The 17,775-nt window shown below is 67.6% G+C and carries 17 protein-coding genes; 6 read left to right on the top strand and 11 right to left on the bottom strand.

Annotated elements, in window-relative coordinates; all coding sequences use genetic code 11:
• A partial coding sequence (locus ABE543_RS01765) for a chemotaxis protein (RefSeq protein ID WP_346475204.1) occupies positions 1–986 on the bottom strand: 986 nt, incomplete at its 3' end.
• 129 nt (positions 987–1,115) lie between these two features.
• Here ABE543_RS01765 and flgA point away from each other — a divergent pair.
• The 4 genes from flgA to ABE543_RS01745 all read left to right on the top strand — a co-directional run bounded on the left by flgA (position 1,116) and on the right by ABE543_RS01745 (position 3,797).
• A complete protein-coding gene (flgA, locus tag ABE543_RS01760) occupies positions 1,116–1,772 on the top strand; it encodes a flagellar basal body P-ring formation chaperone FlgA (RefSeq protein ID WP_053517920.1) in 657 nt (218 codons plus the stop codon).
• Between the two features lie 75 nt (positions 1,773–1,847).
• A complete protein-coding gene (gene flgM, locus ABE543_RS01755; protein WP_053517921.1) occupies positions 1,848–2,153 on the top strand; it encodes a flagellar biosynthesis anti-sigma factor FlgM in 306 nt (101 codons plus the stop codon).
• Complete coding sequence (locus ABE543_RS01750; protein WP_346475203.1) at positions 2,150–2,488, top strand: flagellar protein FlgN; 339 nt, start codon at positions 2,150–2,152, stop codon at positions 2,486–2,488. Before flgM ends, ABE543_RS01750 begins: the two co-directional genes overlap by 4 nt.
• Positions 2,489–2,579: 91 nt before the next feature.
• Positions 2,580–3,797 carry an ATP-binding protein gene (locus ABE543_RS01745; protein ID WP_065175707.1) on the top strand — a complete coding sequence of 406 codons (1,218 nt, stop codon included), beginning with the start codon at positions 2,580–2,582 and terminating at the stop codon, positions 3,795–3,797.
• Between the two features lie 54 nt (positions 3,798–3,851).
• Here the strand turns inward: ABE543_RS01745 and ABE543_RS01740 are convergent, their stop codons facing one another.
• Both ABE543_RS01740 and ABE543_RS01735 read right to left on the bottom strand, forming a co-directional pair.
• Positions 3,852–5,627, bottom strand: coding sequence for an EAL domain-containing protein (locus tag ABE543_RS01740; RefSeq protein WP_053517925.1), 1,776 nt, complete (start codon positions 5,625–5,627; stop codon positions 3,852–3,854).
• Between the two features lie 4 nt (positions 5,628–5,631).
• Positions 5,632–7,734: a PAS domain S-box protein gene (locus ABE543_RS01735; protein WP_346475202.1), complete on the bottom strand. Its 2,103-nt coding sequence runs from the start codon at positions 7,732–7,734 to the stop codon at positions 5,632–5,634.
• 131 nt (positions 7,735–7,865) lie between these two features.
• On the opposite strand from ABE543_RS01735, the gene ABE543_RS01730 reads away from it, so the two are divergent.
• Complete coding sequence (locus ABE543_RS01730; RefSeq protein ID WP_053517927.1) at positions 7,866–10,628, top strand: GGDEF domain-containing phosphodiesterase; 2,763 nt, start codon at positions 7,866–7,868, stop codon at positions 10,626–10,628.
• Between the two features lie 84 nt (positions 10,629–10,712).
• On the opposite strand, the gene ABE543_RS01725 is transcribed toward ABE543_RS01730, so the two are convergent.
• From ABE543_RS01725 to ABE543_RS01695, 7 genes are all read right to left on the bottom strand, one after another.
• Complete coding sequence (locus tag ABE543_RS01725) at positions 10,713–11,798, bottom strand: GAD-like domain-containing protein (RefSeq protein WP_164972368.1); 1,086 nt, start codon at positions 11,796–11,798, stop codon at positions 10,713–10,715.
• A 279-nt stretch (positions 11,799–12,077) separates the two neighbouring features.
• The gene (locus ABE543_RS01720) at positions 12,078–12,296 is read right to left on the bottom strand and encodes a hypothetical protein (protein WP_197572276.1); all 219 of its coding nucleotides are present in this window, start codon (positions 12,294–12,296) and stop codon (positions 12,078–12,080) included.
• A 98-nt stretch (positions 12,297–12,394) separates the two neighbouring features.
• Positions 12,395–13,585 carry a methyl-accepting chemotaxis protein gene (locus ABE543_RS01715; RefSeq protein ID WP_053517932.1) on the bottom strand — a complete coding sequence of 397 codons (1,191 nt, stop codon included), beginning with the start codon at positions 13,583–13,585 and terminating at the stop codon, positions 12,395–12,397.
• A 190-nt stretch (positions 13,586–13,775) separates the two neighbouring features.
• Positions 13,776–14,390: a high frequency lysogenization protein HflD gene (gene hflD, locus ABE543_RS01710; RefSeq protein WP_053517934.1), complete on the bottom strand. Its 615-nt coding sequence runs from the start codon at positions 14,388–14,390 to the stop codon at positions 13,776–13,778.
• Positions 14,387–15,529, bottom strand: coding sequence for a tRNA 2-thiouridine(34) synthase MnmA (gene mnmA / locus ABE543_RS01705; protein WP_346475201.1), 1,143 nt, complete (start codon positions 15,527–15,529; stop codon positions 14,387–14,389). Before mnmA ends, hflD begins: the two co-directional genes overlap by 4 nt.
• Positions 15,526–15,987 carry an NUDIX hydrolase gene (locus ABE543_RS01700; RefSeq protein ID WP_053517938.1) on the bottom strand — a complete coding sequence of 154 codons (462 nt, stop codon included), beginning with the start codon at positions 15,985–15,987 and terminating at the stop codon, positions 15,526–15,528. Before ABE543_RS01700 ends, mnmA begins: the two co-directional genes overlap by 4 nt.
• A 1-nt stretch (position 15,988) precedes the next feature.
• Complete coding sequence (locus tag ABE543_RS01695; RefSeq protein WP_111186999.1) at positions 15,989–16,459, bottom strand: hypothetical protein; 471 nt, start codon at positions 16,457–16,459, stop codon at positions 15,989–15,991.
• Positions 16,460–16,567: 108 nt separating this feature from the next.
• On the opposite strand from ABE543_RS01695, the gene clpS reads away from it, so the two are divergent.
• Entirely contained in the window at positions 16,568–16,894 is a 327-nt protein-coding gene (gene clpS, locus ABE543_RS01690) for an ATP-dependent Clp protease adapter ClpS (protein ID WP_053517940.1), read from the top strand.
• A gap of 43 nt (positions 16,895–16,937) precedes the next feature.
• Here clpS and ABE543_RS01685 read toward each other — a convergent pair whose 3' ends face one another.
• Entirely contained in the window at positions 16,938–17,750 is an 813-nt protein-coding gene (locus ABE543_RS01685) for an APH(6) family putative aminoglycoside O-phosphotransferase (RefSeq protein ID WP_283219726.1), read from the bottom strand.
• Between the last annotated feature and the right edge of the window lie 25 nt (positions 17,751–17,775).

Raw genomic sequence — 17,775 nt, 5'->3', positions numbered from 1 at the left:
CGGTAGCGCCGGGCCAAGCCCCGCTGGGAAGCCCCGCGGCCCCAGGCCGCCAACCCCCCCAAGCCCCGGCGGTCCACCACCAAAAACGCCACCACGTGCGGGGAGTACTTGGCGACGAAGGCATTGGCGCCCACGCGCTCGACCATCGCGTTGTTGAATACGCCCGACAGCGAGGTGTGCAGCAGCACGTACAGCCCCGCCAGCCCCGGATGGCGCCGGATTTCCGTCGTCAGCGTGTAGCCGTCCATCGCCGGCATCTCGATATCGGAGATGACCATGGCGTAGCGGTCGGCGGGATTCTCGCCCGAGGCGTGGATCTGCAGCAGGTGGTCCAGCGCCTGCCGGCCATCGGAGAGCAGGGTGGCGCCGACCCCCAGCTGGTCCAGTACGCTGCGGATCTGCTGGCGTGCCACCCGCGAGTCGTCCACCACCAGCACCTGCAGCTGCGGGCCGTCGGCGGGCATGGCCATCTGTGGATCGAGCACGGCCTCGCCCCGGATCTGCGCGATGTCGGCCAGCACGCTTTCCACGTCGATCACCTGGATCAGCTCGCCCTGGAAGCGGGTGACCGCCGTCAGATAGCTCGATTCAGCGCCCAGTTCCGGTGGCGGATGGATGTCCTCCACCGCGATGTTGACGATGCGCTCCACGCCGCTGACCAGGAAGCCCTGGATCGAGCGGTTGAATTCAGTGACGACAAGGTAGCCGGGTGAGGTATCGGCATCCGGCTCGCGCTCGGGATGGCCGATCGCCAGGCCCAGGTCCAGGACCGGCACCGAGCGTCCGCGCACATCGGCCACGCCGGCGAACTGCCCGGGCAGGCCGGGCACCTGGAACAGCTCCGGGCGCCGCAGCACTTCCTGCACCTTGAATACATTGACGCCAAAAAGCTGACGTCCGCCGAGGCGGAACAGCAGCAGCGCCAGTCGGTTGTGGCCGGCCAGGCGGGTCCGCTGGTCGATCCGGTTGAGCAGGTCATGGGACATGGCTGCTGTATCGGCGTGCAGCGGCGGGAACTTGAGGGTCCGATCCAGCGGCGCCGAGTGTGGTGCCGCGCGTCGCACTGGCACGCCGCTTGCACGCGTCCGGGCCAGGTCCCATCGACAGGAGGCGCCATGCGCCCGATCTCCTCCATCCTGGCAGTCGCACTGGCCATTGCCTCGCCCTGGGCAGTGGCCGCCGACTGGCAGCCGGTGGCCAGCATCCGTGCGGCGGCGTTGTCGAGCCTGCCCGCCGGCAGCGAAGGCGAGGCCCAGGTGGCTGACGCGCTGCGTCTTCCCCGGTGCGGGGGAGCGCTGCAGGTGCAGCCGACAGCGAACACCACGGTCGAGGTCAGCTGCCCCGATGCGGGCGGCTGGCGCCTGTTCGTACCGGTGAAGGTGCGGCGCAACCAGACGGTGCTGGTGCTTGCACGCGGCATCGCTGCTGGAGAAACGCTGACGGCTGCCGATATCAGTACCGCCCAACGCGATGCTGCACGCATTGCCGGGGCCGTGCTGGCCGATCCCAATGCAGCGATCGGCCGCATCGCCCGGCGTCCGCTGCAGGCTGGAACGCTGCTGTCGAGCAACGACCTGGTCACCCAGCGTCTCATCAAGCGCGGAGACAATGTGGCGCTGGTGTCGCGGCGCGGCTCGGTCGAGGTGCGCATCGCGGGCCGGGCGATGGGCGATGCCGGCGAGAACGAACGCATCTCGGTGGAGAACCTGTCCTCGCGGCGCATCGTGCAGGGCACGGTGGATGCCCGTGGTGACGTAATCGTGGCGCGTTGAATTCCCGCAAGATTTCCCTAAAGATCACGGCCCTGCGGCCGTTATCCCTTGTGAACGGCAACTCCAGGACACCCCATGAGCCAGAAAATCGACGGCAACCTGCAGGTCCCCCAGGCACTGCGCAGCGTGACGAACCCGGCCAGCAAGCCCGGCGTCAGCAGCGACTCGCCGGCGCGTCCGGTGGAGGCGGCCGACAGCCTGCGCCTGACCGGCGAGGCCACCAATCTGCAGGCCATCGAACGCGAACTGACCACGGCGCCGGCGATCGACGCCCAGCGCGTGGCCGCCGTGCGCGAATCGCTGCAGAACGGCACCTATACGATCAATCCGGACGCGATCGCTTCGCGCATGCTTGAGCTGGACCAGCAGCTGCACGGATGACCGCGGCGATGAGCGAGCCGTTGCAGCGCCTGGCGCAGGCCCTGGACGTCGAACGCCAGGCCCTGGTCGAGCATGACGTGCACGCATTGATCCGCGCCACCGGCGCCAAGCTGGAGGCGCTGCGTGCGCTGGAAGGCGCGCCGCCGGTGGGCGAGGGCGAACAGCTGCAGGAGCTGGCCGAGCGCAATCGCGCCAACGGCGTGCTGCTGTCGCGCAGGCGCCGCGAAGTGAACTGGGCGCTGCGCCAGCTGGGCCGCAGCGAAGAGGCCTCGGCCTACGATGCCAAGGGGCAGGCCCACGCAGTCACCGCTGGCCGTCCTCTGGCGGTGGCCTGACGCAATTTCGCGCGGACCTCCCGGCTCGCAGGCTATCGCCTGCGGCACGACCGCGTATATTGGGCGCCTGTTCGAATGCCCCTGAGCTGCCGTGTCCGCTGCCAACGTCCTGGTTACCGCCCCCCTTCCACCACAGCCGGTGCTGCAGGCGTTGCTTGAACGCCTGCGCGAGGGCCTGCTGCTGTTCACCGAAGACGGTCAGGTCGCCTTGGCCAATCCGGCCGCGCAGAACCTGCTGGCCAGCGACGAAGGCCTTCTGCCGGCGCCACAGCGCCTGCGTCAGCTGCTGCCGCCGGACGCGCTGGAGCACGCCCGCCAGAACGGTCACTGGAACGGCAGCCTGCCGCTGGGCGAGGGCGTGGTGATCGCGCATCTGTACCATCACGGTCCGCCCGGGCAGGGCCACTACCTGGCACTGTTCCGCCACATCGAGGGCCAGGAAGACTACGAGCGCGAGCTGCAGCAGCGCCATGCCGAACTGCGCCAGGCCTACCTTCGATTGAACGGCACGCAGGAAAAGCTGCTGCAGTCGGAGAAGATGGCGTCCATCGGCCAGCTTGCCGCCGGCGTCGCGCACGAGATCAACAACCCGATCGGCTACGTGCACTCCAATCTCGGCAGCCTGCAGGAGTACCTGCGCAGCCTGTTCACCGTGATCGAGGCCTACGAGCGCGCCCTGCGTGCGCCCGACCCGAAGGCGCTCATCCCGGAGATCGACGACATCCGTGACCGGCTGGACATCGACTTCATCAGCCGCGATCTGCCACAGCTGATGGCCGAGTCACGCGAGGGCATTGAGCGGGTGACGCGCATCGTGCGCGACCTCAAGGACTTCTCGTACTCCGGCCGCGATGAGTCGTGGAAGCTGGTCGACCTGCACGCCGGCCTCGAGTCCACCATCAACATCATCTGGAACGAGCTCAAGTACAAGGTCACCCTGGTGCGTGAGTTCGGCCAGCTGCCGCTGGTCGAGTGCCTGCCGTCCGAGCTCAACCAGGTCTACATGAACCTGCTGCTCAACGCCGGCCATGCCATCGCCGAGCGCGGCACCATCACCGTGCGTACCGGCGTGGAGGGCGACCATGTCTGGGTCGAGTTCGAGGACACCGGTGGCGGCATCTCGCCCGAACTGCGCCAGCGCATCTTCGATCCGTTCTTCACCACCAAGCCGGTGGGCAGCGGAACCGGCCTGGGCCTGTCGATCTCCTACAGCATCATCAACAAGCACCACGGTCGCATCGATCTGGACAGCACCCCCGGCGTCGGCTCGCGCTTCCGCGTGGTGCTGCCGGTGAAGCAGCCTCGCTGAGCCGCCGCACGGCACAGGTGCACGGTAGCGCCGGGCCATGCCCGGCGGCCTCCATCATCGCAACGGCGGGCGATCCTCGCCACCGTCACCTGCGTCCATCGCCACCGGGCCGGCGTTGCTGCGGCGCTGTTCCTCGTAGGTACGGAAGGCCTGGTGGATGTGCTTGCGCAGCTCGTCGTCGTTCCATGGCTTGGTCAGGAAGCGGTAGATCGCGCCGCGGTTGATCGCGTCGGTCACCGTGTTCAGATCGGTGTAGCCGGATAGCACGAGACGGATGGTGTCGGGGTACAGCATTTTCACCCGGCCCAGGAACTCGGTGCCGCTCATGTCGCTCATGCGCTGGTCGGACAGGATCACCTGCACATCGTTGATCGCCAGCAGATCGAAGGCGTCGCGCACGTTGCCGGCGGCAAGGATGCGGTAGCCGTCGCGACGGAACAGCCGCACCAGCGAGCGCAGCACGTTCTCTTCGTCGTCCAGCAGCAGCAGGGTGCGGTCCGGGCGGGTCTCGGCGAATGCTTCCGGTCGCAGGTAGCGCCGGCGCAGGGTCATGCCCGCGGCATCGGCCGACATCGGTTCGCCGAACAGATAGCCCTGGAACACATCGCAGTCGTTGCGGCGCAGGAAGCCCAGCTGTGCCTGCGATTCCACACCGTTGGCGATCACCGTCATGCCCAGCTGGTGGCCCATGGCGATGATCGCACGGGCGATGGCGGCCTCGCGGTTGCCGGCCGGTGCGCTCTTGATGAAGCTGCGGTCGATCTTCAGCTTGTCCACCGGATAGCGCACCAGCGCGCTCAGGCTGGAGTCGCCGGTGCCGAAGTTGTCCAGGCTCAGGCTGATGCCTTCGTTGCGCAGGTTGGCCAGGGTCTCGTGCACGAAATTGACGTTGTTGGTCAGTGCGCTTTCGTTGATCTCCAGCGTCAGCATCTGCGCCGGCACGCCCGCTGCCTGCAGCAGCGACATCACTTCGGCGAAGAAATTCGGTCGCAGCAGCTGCAGGGTGGAGACATTCACCGCAATGGTGAAGTCGTCGAAACCCTGGTCGCGCCACAGCCGGGCCTGCTTGAGCGCACCCTCCAGCACCCAAGTGCCGATCTGCACGATGATGCCGAGCCGCTCGGCCGTTCGCATGAAACGCTCCGGTACCAGCATCCCCAGCGTCGGCGACTGCCAGCGCAGCAGGGCTTCCATGCCCACCACATGGCCATCGCGTGCGCTGACCAGGGGCTGGTAGCGCAGCTTCAGCTCGGCATTGGGGATGGCATCGACGATCTGGCGCGCGATGATGCTCTCGCTGTGCGCGCTGGGCGGTGTGTCCACGGCATGGATGCGCACCGCGTTGCCACCCTCGCGGGCGGCCTGGTACAGCGCATCTTCAGCATGATCGAGCAGGCGCGAGGTGCTGCTGGCATGCTCCGGGCACAGGCTGACGCCCAGCTTGCCGGTCATGAACAGGGTGTAGGGCAGCACCGACAGCGGCAGTTCCATCTGCTGGCGGATCTCTTCGGCGAAGTCCTCCGGCAGCGGCAGGTCGGCGTCGCGCGGCACGGCGATCAGGAACTCGTCGCTGCCATGGCGCCACAGCTTGCCGCGTCCGCGCAGGTAGGACTGCAGGCGTTGCGCCACCAGTACCAGCGCCTGGTCACCCACTTCCGCGCTCATGTTCTCGTTGACCGACGCGAAGTGGTCGATGTCCACATGCATCAGCATCAGCGGCGTGCCACCCGAAGCGGCTTCGGCCACCATCGCCTGCAGCTCGGGATTGCCGGCGCCAAGGCGGTCAGGGGCATCGTCGATGCTGACCAGCGGCAGATTGGGATTCCACATAGGCTCAGTAATCCGGTGTTTCGACGGCAGCCGCGCAGGCTGCCTGGTAGGGAAGATGGACATCGACCAGGGTGCCGGCGCCGTGCGCCGACTCGATCCGCACGTGGCCGCCCACGCTCTGCGCACGTTCGCGCATGACGATCAGGCCCAGGCCGCGCGGGCCGTCAGGGTCGAAACCCTCGCCGTCGTCGCGGATCTGCAGGTGCAGCCCGCGCTGGCCGACATCGCGCAGCTGCAGCTGCACCTGGCTGGCGCGGGCGTGGCGCAGTACGTTGGTCAGGCTTTCCTGGGCGATGCGGAAGCAGGCCTGCTCGATGCTGTTGTCGGGCCGATGCGGCAGGGGCTCGATTTCGGCCAGCAGTTCCACCGGTGAGGAGCGGAACAGTACCCGTGCCTGCCAGCTCAGTGCCGCCTCCAGGCCCAGCGCATCCAGCTGTGGAGGCCGCAGCAGGGTGGAGATGTCACGCAGCTTGGCCACCGTGGTGTCGGCCAGGCTGACGATCTGTGCCAGATCCTCGCTGCGGCGCTTCGGATCGTCTTCGTCCTGCGCGGCATAGGCGGAGAGCTTGATGGCGGTGATGGCCTGCCCGATGTCATCGTGCAGGTCGCGCGAGATCGCGCGGCGCTCGTCCTCCTGCAGCGAGAACAACCGGCCGGCCATCGCCTGCAGTTCGCGGTTGCTGGTCTCCAGCGCACTGCGGGTGCGCTCGGAGTCGCTCAGGTCACGCACGATCAGCAGCTTGCAGTCGCGACCGCCATACCGCACTTCGCCCACAGCCAGGCCGGCGTGGAAGCTGCGGCCATCGGCACGCTGCATCGCCACCACGCTGCTGTGGCCGGGGCCGTGCTGGGGCTGGCCGGCCCGGAGCTGCACGCGTACCCGCGCCAGATCGCTGTCGGCGACCAGAGCCGCCAGCGGCTCGCCGAGCAGGGCATGGCCGCCATAGCCGAACAGACTCGCGGCCCAGGCGTTGGCGTACAGCACGTGCTCCTCGAAGAGGATGACCACGCCGTCCGGCAGTACACGCACCAGTTCGCGGAACTGTTCCTCACGTTCGCGCAGCAGCCGCCGCGACTGCTCGCGCTCGGTCACATCCTGCAGCGTGCCGAGCACGCGGTCGCGGCCGGCCTCGTCAACGCCGCTGGCCGCGCGCAGGTGCACCATCAACGCGCGGCCATCCATCGACAGCAGCGGCAGCAGCACGTCCACCTGCACCGGTTCGCCGGAACACAGTTCGGCCAGCAGCTGGTCCGCCTGCGCGGCAGTGGCCGGATCGGCCGCCACCAGCAGTTCGTCGAAGCGATGCCAGCGGCGCGCTTCCGGCGGGCGCCGGCCGAGCAGGCGATAGACCTGGCTGGAGTACCGGCCCAGCCCGCTGGAGGGGTCCAGTTCCCAGGCGCCGATCTTCGCCAGCTCATGCGCTTCCTCCACCCGTGCCAGTGCCTGGTCCCGGCGCAGCTGTGCAAGGTCCTCGGCGGTGCGATCGATGGCAATCAGCAGGCGTGCGTTGTGGCCGTCGTAACCGATTGCGTTCGAGCGCAGCTCCATCTGCCGCAGGCTGCCATCGCGCAGCTGCAGCTGCGCCCGCAGGATGCACAGCTGCTCGGGCGCCTCCCGGATGGCTTCGAGCTTGATCTGCAGCGCCTGGTCCTGGCCGGGCGGCCAGAGCACGTCGATGGTGCGCTCAAGCAGTTCCTCGCGCTCCCAGCCGAAGGCGCTGCAGGCCGCAGGATTGGCATCGAGAATGGCCAGGCTGTCCAGATCGTAGACCAGGATCGGCCCGGGATTGCCCTCGAACATCTGCCGCAGGCGCAGCTCGGAGGCCTGCAGGCGGGCATGGGTGAGCAGCACGTGCTCGGCCAGCGGCCGCAGCAGCAGGTACAGCAGCCCGGCGCTGGCCAGGGCGAAGAACGACCCTTTCAGGCTCTGCCACAGCGAGGCCTGGTACGGATCGGGTACCAGCAGCTGCACGGCGCTGTCGGTGGCGATCATCCAGGCCAGGGCCATCGCCAGGTAACTCAGCACGATCCGCCGACGATCGCGGCCCAGCGATTGGGCCATCCGCGGGTCGGGAACAGGGGCGGTGCCGGTCGGTTCTGCGGGCATGGACAGGGCAGCAGGTAGGGGCGCCGGCCATCTTACCGCGCAGGTGCCCCGTAGCCACTCAATTATCCGCCGCAGGCGCCGTTAACCACTGCGTGCCCCGCTGTCGGGCGTTTCATCCGGAGCAAGATCGCGTGGACCAAGGGATCATCGCCAGCCTGCTGCAGCATCCGCTCGCGTCGGCGCTGGTCATCGTCGACCGCACTGGCCGTCCGCTGGCGGCCAATCCGGCCGCGCGCGAGCATGGCCTGCCGGCGACGGTCGCGGCCTACGCGCCGATGCTGGAGGACCTGCGTCTGCTGGCGGCCGACGGTGGCATTGTTGCGTGCAGCCTGCCGGGAGGGCCGCGCGGGCATTACGACGGCCACCTGCGCGCCGTGCATGACGGCGCCGGCAATCTGCTGGCCTTCACCCTGAGCGTGCCGGAACCGGTGCCGCTGGCGGGTGGCGGACGCTGGGAACTGGCGCTGGACAGCGCTGGCCACAGCCTGTGGGACTGGGATATTCCCAGCGATCGCGTCACCCGCACCCCTGGCCTGGGCGAAGAGACCGCCAGCGGAATGCTGGCGCGCGTGCACGGCGAGGACATCGGCCACGTGCGCGCCGCGCTGGATCAGCACCTGCGTGGAACCAGCGACCAGTACAGCGCACAGTTCCGCTTCCGCCAGCCCGACGGGCAGTGGCGCTGGGTGCTTGATCGTGGCCGCGTGGTCGCGCGCACTGCCGACGGCCAGCCGCTGCGGATGGTCGGCACCCACACCGACATCGAACAGCAGAAGCAGCTGGAGGCGTTGCTGCACGAACAGCAGGTGCACCTGAGCGAGGCGCAGCGCATCGCCAGCATGGGCAGCTGGTCGTTCGATCCAGGCACGGGCTCCTTCTGGTGGTCGCCCGAACTGCGTTCGCTGCTCGCACTTGAGCCCGGCAACGTGCCCGGCCAGCGACGCTGGCTCAAGCAGCTGCATCCGCGTTCACGTGGAGCGCTGCGGGCAGCCTGGCGCCGCTTGTGGCGCGATGGCCGCTCCGCCAGCCTCGAACTGGAGCTGGCCCGCGGCAGCGGCGAACCATCGCTGCATCTTCGGCTATGGATGCAGCCGCTGCTGGACGGCGAGGGCCAGCCCAAGCGGCTGCTGGGCCAGGTGCAGAACATCACCGAACAGCACCAGACCGATGCGCTGATCCGCTGGCGTACCGAGCTGCTCAACCGCGTTTCGGCCCTGGGCCGCATCGGCGGGTGCGAGATCGAGGTGCAGACCCGGCACATGCAATGGACCGAAGAGTGCTATCGCATCCACGGACTGCGCAAGGAGCCGATCACCCTGGACCAGGCGTTGGCGCTGTACACCGAGGACTCGCGCAGTGCGTTCGAGGCGGCGCTGGGCCGGATTGCCGGTGGCGGACTGCCCGAGCAGCTGGATCTCTGCTTCTATCGTCAATCCGGCCTGCGCGTATGGGTGCAGGTGCTGATCGAGCTGGATCGGCGCGATGGCCTGCCGCCACGCTTCGTGGTGCTGTTCCGTGACATCACGCGAGAGCGCGAGGCCAACGAGCGCATCGAGCTGCTGGCCCATTACGACCTGCTGACCGGCCTGCCGAACCGGGTGCTGCTGGGCGAGCAGACGGCTGAAGCAATCGAGGAAGCGCGTGATCGCGGCACCTCGCTGGCGATGCTGTTCATCGACCTGGATGGCTTCAAGACCATCAACGACAGCTTCGGCCATGCCACCGGTGATGCGCTGCTGAAGGCGGCGGCCACCCGGCTGCACCAGAACCTGCGCAACAACGATCTGTTCGGCCGCTTCAGCGGTGACGAGTTCATCGTGGTGCTGCGCGACCTGGCCGAACCGGAAGACGCTGGTCACGTGGCGCGCAAGTTGATCGGCTCGCTGGCCGAGCCGCTGCGCCGGGGCGATACCACGCTGAAGGTGGGGGCCAGCGTGGGCATCGCCATGCTGGGCGATACGCAGACCGATTTCGATTCACTCCTGCGCGCCGCCGATGCCGCGATGTATGCGGCCAAGGAAGCCGGTCGCAACACCTACCAGTATTACAGCCAGGACGCGCTGGCCCGCATCCAGCGCCGGCTTGAGCTGGAGCATGCGCTCCATGGCGCGATCGAGCGCGAGGAGTTCAGCCTGGCCTATCAGCCGCTGCTGCACGCCCACCTTGGCGAGCCGCCGGCCATCGAAGCACTGCTGCGCTGGCATCGACCCGGCATCGGCTACTGCAGTCCGGCCGAGTTCATTCCCATCGCCGAGAAGTGCGGTGAAATCGTGCGCATCGGCGACTGGGTACTGAACGAAGCCTGCCGCCAGGCCACTGCCTGGGACAGAGCCGGTCTGCACTTCGACCGCATCGCGGTGAACGTCTCGGCCGTGCAGCTGCGTGATCGCGGCTTCGCCGAGCGGGTGATCGAGATCTGCCATGCCCATGGCTGGCCGCCACAGCGCCTGGAACTTGAGCTGACCGAGTCGGCGCTGATCCGTGACACCGACATCCTGCGTCATTGCTTCGACGTGCTGGAACGGCACGGTGTGCCGCTGGCGGTGGACGATTTCGGAACGGGATTCTCCAACCTCAACTACCTCAACCGGTTCCCGGTGGGCCGCCTGAAGATCGACCGCAGCTTCGTGCAGGGCATGCTGCACGACTCGGGTACGGCCGAGGTGACACAGGCCATCGTGCACCTGGGTCACGCGCTGGGCATGAAGGTCGTGGCCGAAGGCGTGGAAACGCACCAGGAAGAAGACATGCTGCGCCGCCAGGGCTGCGACGAGATCCAGGGCTACCTGTACTCGCGGCCGCTGAGCCCGCGGGACCTGGCGCAGTGGCTGCGCCAGCAGCATCAGTCACCGTCGCGCACGGACGCCGGCAACGAAGCGTTGCTGGTGCGTTGACGACCTGCGCTGTCCGGCACGTGCTCTGGTAGGTGCCGACCTTGGTCGGCATGCACGCAGGTACATCCCTCCATGTGTCAGCAGTCAGCGACGCTGCGCAAGCTCTGCGAGCACATCCAGCGCCTTGCGTTTCACCAGGCGGTCTATCCGCCAGCCGTGCTCTGGCACGGGCTCCGTCGAGGTGTAGATCTCTCCGTCGCCCAGCGGCCCCAACATCTCACGGACTCGCCAGAACATTGGCTCCTCGTCCTCGGTCAGGACATCCAGCTCAGGATCATCCAATGTCAGCAGGAAGTCGTGCAGGCTCCTGTTGCGGACGGCGTTGCTTGCTGGGAGAGTCAGCGCTGCAGGCGCGCATAGGTAGCCTTCGTGTGGTTCAAGCGTGAGGTCGACGCCAGTCTTCTCGCCACAGATCAGCATCTGGCCGAATGGCGAGATCGCATATACATGAAGGTTGTCCTTGTCCCGCGGCGGACTGCCTGCCAGAAGGGCAGCCAGGACGGTTTCGTATTGGGCAGGATCGACCATAGTCAGTCGATCATCGTGATAGCGCGCCAGGCCGTCGCGCTGCCACAGTGCAAGTAATGCATCCGGGAGCCTGCCCTTCCAGAGGGCCAGGGCGGTGTCAGTGACAGGTGTACCTGGAGTGCTGGCGCAGAGCTGATCCAGAATGCTCTTCACGAAGGGATCGGATGTATCGGAATCCGAGACTGCCGAGCAACTCTCCAGCTGGTCCCTGGCTTCCGAATCTCCAGGCAGCAGGTCGAGAAACGTCAGCATGATCTCGGCTCTTGCAAGCTCCCGGCTCCAGTCCTGAGCTGAAATGACGACCGCCCTGTCTCCGCAGACGAGCAGCAATGTGCCCGCTGGAAGGCTCTGCCATGGCTCGTCCAGTACCAGATAGCGCTCGGGTGTCTCGTCGCCATCATCGTCCAGGACGATGACCTTGGGACCCTCCTGCAGGCAGCCCGCGGAGACCTCGACCGTTGCGTCGATCACCCCCGCGTCAGGGTCGTATGCGTCGATTGGAGCAGAATAAGGGTGCTGGAACGCTCCGAATGTCTGCAGCGCCTGCTGAAGCGTCGCGAGGGAATCGGGATCCAGGGTCAACGGGTCGGGGGCAACCGGAAGCTGCAAGGCAAGCGAAAGGCAGAGGGCGGCGCTGGTCATCGGGCTGGGCTGATCTGAACCGAAATCGGTCCGGCACGATGAAGGGTGCGTTGATCGCATTCCATGCAAGAAATCCGAAACTCATGCATCCCCGGAACCATCCATGCGTGGTGGGGAACTGTCATCGTACGCAATCGTCAGCTGCATCCGCAGCGCCTGTACGGGGCCGCTCCAGCTCCCCTAGAGGAGGAAAGACGCAGGGCCAGAAGCATCGGCCCGAGCACGCGTGCCTTCTGGCCGTCGCACATTGAGCTCGCCCCATCCACGCACGCCCCGGCACTACTTCAGGGCATCTCCATCCAACCCCAGGTCCCAGGCCATGCCCAGCAGTTCGCTGGTGGTACCGGGCGAGGGCGAGCGCGCATCGGCGAGCTGCTGCAGCTCGCGGATCTCCTCATGCGCGACCTTTTCCAGCTGCTGCAGCTGTTCTCGCACGCTGGCGTTGCGCGGGCGTTCGATGTCGGTGAGGGAGGAGGGCGGGGCGCTGATCAGGGCCATGGGGCGCGTACAGGATGCATTCGGCGGTGGATCACAGGCAAAGGCCCCGGTCGAGCCGGGGCCTTGCAGACTGCCGGAGAGGGCAGCGGACACGCGTCTCAGAACAGTTCGACGGTACCGGCGCCCATGTTCTGCTGGGCGACCGGCTTGTGCGGCGGGCGCTCCCATTCGTTGCGCAGTTCGCGCAGACGGTTGCCGGTGCGCTGCAGCGCGCTGGCGATCTCTTCGTCGAAGACGCCGCCATTGCGGTGCAGCAGTTCCTGCAGGGCCACCGCTTCGCGGTTGATCGCGGTCAGTCGGTCGAGGTGGGTATGCACGCCACCCAGCGCCTGCGTGGCGATATCTTCGAACTGCAGCGCGCGCACGGCCTCGGCGACGCTGCCGTCGATGGCACGCGCACACTCGGACACCTCGCGCATGCCTTCGCCCAGAGAAGCATTGATCTGCGCCACGTTGTCCAGCATGGCCGCTGCTTCCTGGCGTGCTTCGCGGGAGCGGTCCATGTCGCGCGAAGCCATGTGCGAGACCGTCTCGCGGACCTTGGCGATGGCGTCCTTGGAGCTGTGGGCCAGCTTTCGGATCTGTTCGTTGAAGGTGGTCGAGCGCTCGGACAGGTTGCGCACTTCGTCGGCGACCACCGCGAAGCCGCGGCCGGCCTCGCCGGCACGGGCTGCTTCGATGGCGGCATTCAGCGCCAGCAGGTTGGTCTGGTCGGCAATCGACTTGACGTCTTCCAGCAGCGCGAAGATGCCGTCCAGGTGCTGCGCCATCTGGTCGATGTGCTGCACGGTGGTCGAACTCTGGCCGCTGACCTGTTCCAGCGCTTCCACCAGCTGCTCCATGCGATGGCTGGCATGCTGGGCGAACCGCGCAACGTCGAGGCCCGCACTGCCTTCATCGCCGGCACGGTCGACGATGCGCGACAGCGCCTGGCTCTGCTGGCGCGACTTGCGGTTCATTGCATCGAAGCTGCCGCCCAGGCTCGATACCGCCTGGCGGATCAGGTCGCGGGCGCGTTCCACTTCACCGCGCGAACCGTCGATTTCGTTGCCGACGAAGCTGCGCAGTTCGGTCAGCAGCTGGTCCTGCTCACGCAGGACGCGGGCCTGTTCCGGTGAGCGGTGCGCCTGGGCGCGGGCGGTCCACCACGCAAAGCCCAGCCAGCTCAGCGTCATCGTGGTCAGGATCGCCCAGCGCAGGGCGGCCGGCCATTCGAAGCCGATGGCGAAGGGGAGCAGCAGGGTCAGGGCCAGGGGGGCGGCCAGACGGATGAAAATGCGTGAGTACATGGACGTTCTCGGGAGGTGCACGGAGGATGTATCGGCCGTGTGCCCCTTCTCTTTAACGTCGATGCGCTTTCTGAATGCGCCGGATTTCCGGCGCCGGACGCTCGCCGGGCATGGCCCGGCGGTACCCTGCAGCGCTGCGCGACGGTCAGGCCATGCGGTAGCGCCGGGCCATGCCCGGCGGACGCAACGGTCAGGCCAGCAGGCGGTCCACGGCCTCGACCATCGCCTTGCGACCAAACAGGAAGTCCCAGTAGCTGCCGCCCACCTGCCGCCACAGCACCGCGGCGCGGACGGCGGCCAGCAGCAGGGCACGGATCTCGGAGACCACACCGGCCTGGCCCAAGTAATGCGGGTTGCCCTGCACCATCACCCGCGGCTTGAGATGGCTGATGGTGTCCGCATAGACGCCGCCGAGGCTGGCCAGCACATCCGGGTGACCGCTGTCGCCCAGTTCGGCGGCCTTGCGCTGCGCCTGCTCGATGCCCGCGGCAACCTTGTTGACGGTTGCGCCGTCCTGCACGAAGCGGCGCTCCAGCTGCAGCACCGACAATGCCAGCTTGGGCAGGATCGGATCCTGGCCCTGGTTGCGGAAGTAGTTGTGCAGCAGGCGCAGGCCCGACTTCAGCGCGTGGCGGTCGCCGAACACCTCCTGCGGAGAGGACGCGTCGACGCGGAACACGCTGTCCACCGCGGTACGTACAGCGGCGGCGTCGGAATGGCCGGTATCGGCGATGCGGCGCACCTGCTGCAGGGCCTGGGCAATGCCGGCCAGGGCCAGGACGCGGTCGTCGACAGTGAAACTCATGCAGCGATTACCTCAAAAGGAGAAGGGGTGGTGCGCAGGCGCTGTTCCAGCGGCGCATCGGTGGCGGCGATCACCGCACCGCCCAGGCAGATCTCGCCGTCATACAGCACCAGCGACTGGCCGGGCGTGACGGCCCGCTGCGGGCGGGCAAAGGTGACCAGCACGCTGCCATCGTCCAGCACATCGACCGTACACGGCTCGTCGGGCTGGCGGTAGCGGGTCTGGGCAGTGCATTCGAAACGCCGGGCCGGTGGTGCGCCGGCGATCCAGTGCGCGGTTTCCGAACGCAGGCGTTCGGAGAGCATCCACGGGCTGTCGCGGTCCTGATCGACATACAGCACGTTGCTGGCCACGTCCTTGCCGACCACGTACCACGGCGCGGCCGGGCGGCCACGCACGCCGCCGATGTTCAGGCCCTCGCGCTGGCCGAGCGTGAAATAGAACACGCCCGGATGCTCGGCAATCACGCTGCCGTCGGCCGGGTCGAGGATCTGTCCCGGCCGGGCCGGCAGGTAGCGGCCCAGGAACTCGCGGAAGTCGCGCTCGCCGATGAAGCAGATGCCGGTGGAGTCCTTCTTGGCATGGGTCGGCAGGCCGACGTCACGGGCGATCCGGCGCAGGTCGCTCTTTTCCAGGTCGCCGATCGGGAACAGGGTGGCGGCCAGCTGCTCCTGCCCCAGCTGGTGCAGGAAATAGCTCTGGTCCTTGGAGCGGTCGGCGCCGCGCAGCAGCAGCCACTGGTGGCCGCGCTGGGTCACCCGCGCGTAATGGCCGGTGGCGATGCGCTCGGCGCCCAGTTCACGCGCCGCGTCCAGGAAGTGCTTGAACTTCACTTCGCGGTTGCACAGCACGTCCGGATTGGGGGTGCGGCCGGCGGCGTACTCGGCCAGGAAATGCTCGAACACGCCTTGCCAGTACTCGCTGGAGAAGTCGCGGAAATGGAAGGGAATGCCCAGCAGGCCGCAGACCGCCACCGCATCGCGGCGATCATCCTCGGCGCGGCAGTCGCCGCTGCCGTCGTCGGCCCAGTTCTGCATGAACAGGCCGGCCACGGCCTCGCCCTGCTGCACCAGCCGCCAGGCGGCGACCGACGAATCGACGCCACCGGAAACGCCCACCATCACGCGCGGGGTGCTCATGCGACCTCCCGGACCAGCGAAAGCGGGTGGCGCTGGCCACCCAGATAGTCCGCCACGACCTGCCATACCAGCGGGCTGCGCTGGCGCTGCCCGGCGGCCTGCAGCTCGGCCGGGGTCATCCACAGCGCGCGGTCGATGCCGGTGTCGAGCGGCTGCGCCGGATCATGCGAGACCGGGCGCGCCGCGTAGCAGAAGCGAAGGAACGTCGTACCGTCGCCCGCCGTCCACTGGTAACAGCCGATGAAGTCGGTCAGCTGAACCGTCCAGCCGGTCTCCTCGCGGGTCTCGCGCAGCGCCGCCTCGGCCAGGCTCTCGCCGGGTTCGAGGTGCCCGGCAGGCTGGTTGAGCACGGCGCGGCCATCGATGGTCTCCTCGACCAGCAGCACGCGGCCACCGTCGACCACGACGGTGGCGACGGTGGCGTGCGGTGCCCAGCGCGGGTCCGGCGTGGCATTCACCTCAGAGATCGTCCTTCTTGGTCAGTTCCAGTTCCATCGCGTCGGCGGTGCGGATCGCGGCATCGATGGCGTCGCTGAGCTGGTCGGCGGTGGCATCGGCGTCGATCTTCACCACGAACATCGCGGTCGCCTCCTGTTTCACCCAGCCGCCCATCTTGGCGTCCTGCGAGTCCTCCAGCAGGCGGTTGGCGACCGCGACCGGGAACTGCTTGGTCTTGGACGTGTAGCCTGGCGACCAGATCTCACGGATGTTGTGGCTGCCGAAGTCTTCCACCGCCGAGCGCACGTACACCATCTGGGTGCGGTCGCCCTCGACGTCGAACACCAGGCGGTAGTCGCCATCCTCGTCGACCTCGTAGTTGTAGCCCAGCTTGTCCAGCTGGCGACCGACGGCAGCGTCGGCATCGGCTGCGCTCGCCGGACCGGCACAGGCCAGGGCGATCAACAGGGCAGGCAGAAGGGTCCTTTTCATGAAAATCCTGTGAAACCGGGGTGGGAAGGGCAATTGTGACGGCGGCCGTCCGTGCCGTCCATTCCGGGAGGGCCGACGCGGGCGCGCGGCAACCTCTATAATGACCGGATGCCCCGCGAGTCTTCCCCCGATTCCCACCACGAGCACGGCATCGCCGTGGAGCCCGCGCGCCCGGAAGTGGCGCCGCCGCCGTTCTACCAGGTCATGCTGCTCAACGACGACTACACCCCGATGGATTTCGTGGTGGACGTGCTGCAGCAGTTCTTCAACATGGACCTGGACAAGGCGACGCAGGTGATGCTGCATGTCCATACCCGCGGTCGCGGCGTCTGTGGCGTGTTCACCCGCGAAGTGGCCGAGACCAAGGTCGGCCAGGTCAACGAGTATTCACGGATGAACCAGCATCCGCTGCTGTGCACGATGGAAAAGGCCTGACCGGCCTCTTGTAGAGCCGAGCCCATGCTCGGCTACAGCGGGATCACCCCTCCGCCAGCGCCTCCAGTGCCATCGCCGCGACTGTCTCGTCGATATCGGCCGGGTCGCCATCATTGCGGAACCATACGGCCGACAGCCCGGCGCTGGCAGCGATCCAGCGCAGCAGGCGCGTGCGATCCAGCTCCGCCAGGGCGCTGACCTCGGTCACCCGGGCCGCAAAGCGCTCCGGCCGGGTCGCGACGTGGATGCCGGGACCGCACAGGTCGGGATTGCTGAACAGCGTGGTGTAGTCGAACGCGCGATCACCGATCAGCCGTTTCGGGTCGATCGCCAGCCAGCCGCGCGTGCCGAAGTCGAGCACGTTGTCGTGGTGCAGGTCACCGTGCAGCGGCCGGACCTCCTGTTCGTCCTCCAGCAGCGCGACCGCCAGCGATCTGCACTGTTCCAGCAGTGGCGGCAGCGAGCCCCTTGGCTGCAGCAGGTCGGCGAACCATGTAGGCAGGCAGACCAGCTCCGCTGGCGGTGCGCTCCGTGGCCGGTGCAGCCGCTGCAGGACCTGGCACAGGATCGTGGTACAGGTGCTGTCATCGCCGCCGATCGAGCGCTCCCGCAGCGATTGGCCGCCGGCGCGCTCGATCAGGATGGCCGGCCCCTCGTGCGCCAGCAGGCGCGCGGCACCGTCGCCGTCCCACCAGCGCAGCAGGCGATGGCTGTTCTGTTCTTCGGTTTCACTGCTGATCTTCAGCATTGCCGGCTGGTCGTCGGCGGTCAGTACCGGCCAGAGCCGGGCGTGCGGGGTACGGATGGCGGGACCATCACGTCGCAATCGCCAGCGGCTCAGGTAGGGTTCGCTCATGGGTGGGCTGTCCGGGAGTGAATGA

The organism is Stenotrophomonas sp. TWI169 (assembly GCF_039674705.1).
Taxonomy (GTDB): Bacteria; Pseudomonadota; Gammaproteobacteria; order Xanthomonadales; family Xanthomonadaceae; genus Stenotrophomonas; species Stenotrophomonas maltophilia_P.
This window is presented reverse-complemented; position numbering and strand designations above follow the sequence as displayed.

Excerpts from the sequence above, each read along its gene's own strand:
- flgA (WP_053517920.1), top strand. The coding sequence starts at position 1,116 with ATGCGCCCGATCTCCTCCATCCTGGCAGTCGCACTGGCCATTGCCTCG.
- flgM (WP_053517921.1), top strand. The coding sequence starts at position 1,848 with ATGAGCCAGAAAATCGACGGCAACCTGCAGGTCCCCCAGGCACTGCGC.
- ABE543_RS01750 (WP_346475203.1), top strand. The coding sequence starts at position 2,150 with ATGACCGCGGCGATGAGCGAGCCGTTGCAGCGCCTGGCGCAGGCCCTG.
- ABE543_RS01740 (WP_053517925.1), bottom strand. The coding sequence starts at position 5,627 with ATGTGGAATCCCAATCTGCCGCTGGTCAGCATCGACGATGCCCCTGAC.
- ABE543_RS01735 (WP_346475202.1), bottom strand. The coding sequence starts at position 7,734 with ATGCCCGCAGAACCGACCGGCACCGCCCCTGTTCCCGACCCGCGGATG.
- ABE543_RS01725 (WP_164972368.1), bottom strand. The coding sequence starts at position 11,798 with ATGACCAGCGCCGCCCTCTGCCTTTCGCTTGCCTTGCAGCTTCCGGTT.
- ABE543_RS01720 (WP_197572276.1), bottom strand. The coding sequence starts at position 12,296 with ATGGCCCTGATCAGCGCCCCGCCCTCCTCCCTCACCGACATCGAACGC.
- ABE543_RS01715 (WP_053517932.1), bottom strand. The coding sequence starts at position 13,585 with ATGTACTCACGCATTTTCATCCGTCTGGCCGCCCCCCTGGCCCTGACC.
- hflD (WP_053517934.1), bottom strand. The coding sequence starts at position 14,390 with ATGAGTTTCACTGTCGACGACCGCGTCCTGGCCCTGGCCGGCATTGCC.
- mnmA (WP_346475201.1), bottom strand. The coding sequence starts at position 15,529 with ATGAGCACCCCGCGCGTGATGGTGGGCGTTTCCGGTGGCGTCGATTCG.
- ABE543_RS01695 (WP_111186999.1), bottom strand. The coding sequence starts at position 16,459 with ATGAAAAGGACCCTTCTGCCTGCCCTGTTGATCGCCCTGGCCTGTGCC.
- clpS (WP_053517940.1), top strand. The coding sequence starts at position 16,568 with ATGCCCCGCGAGTCTTCCCCCGATTCCCACCACGAGCACGGCATCGCC.
- ABE543_RS01685 (WP_283219726.1), bottom strand. The coding sequence starts at position 17,750 with ATGAGCGAACCCTACCTGAGCCGCTGGCGATTGCGACGTGATGGTCCC.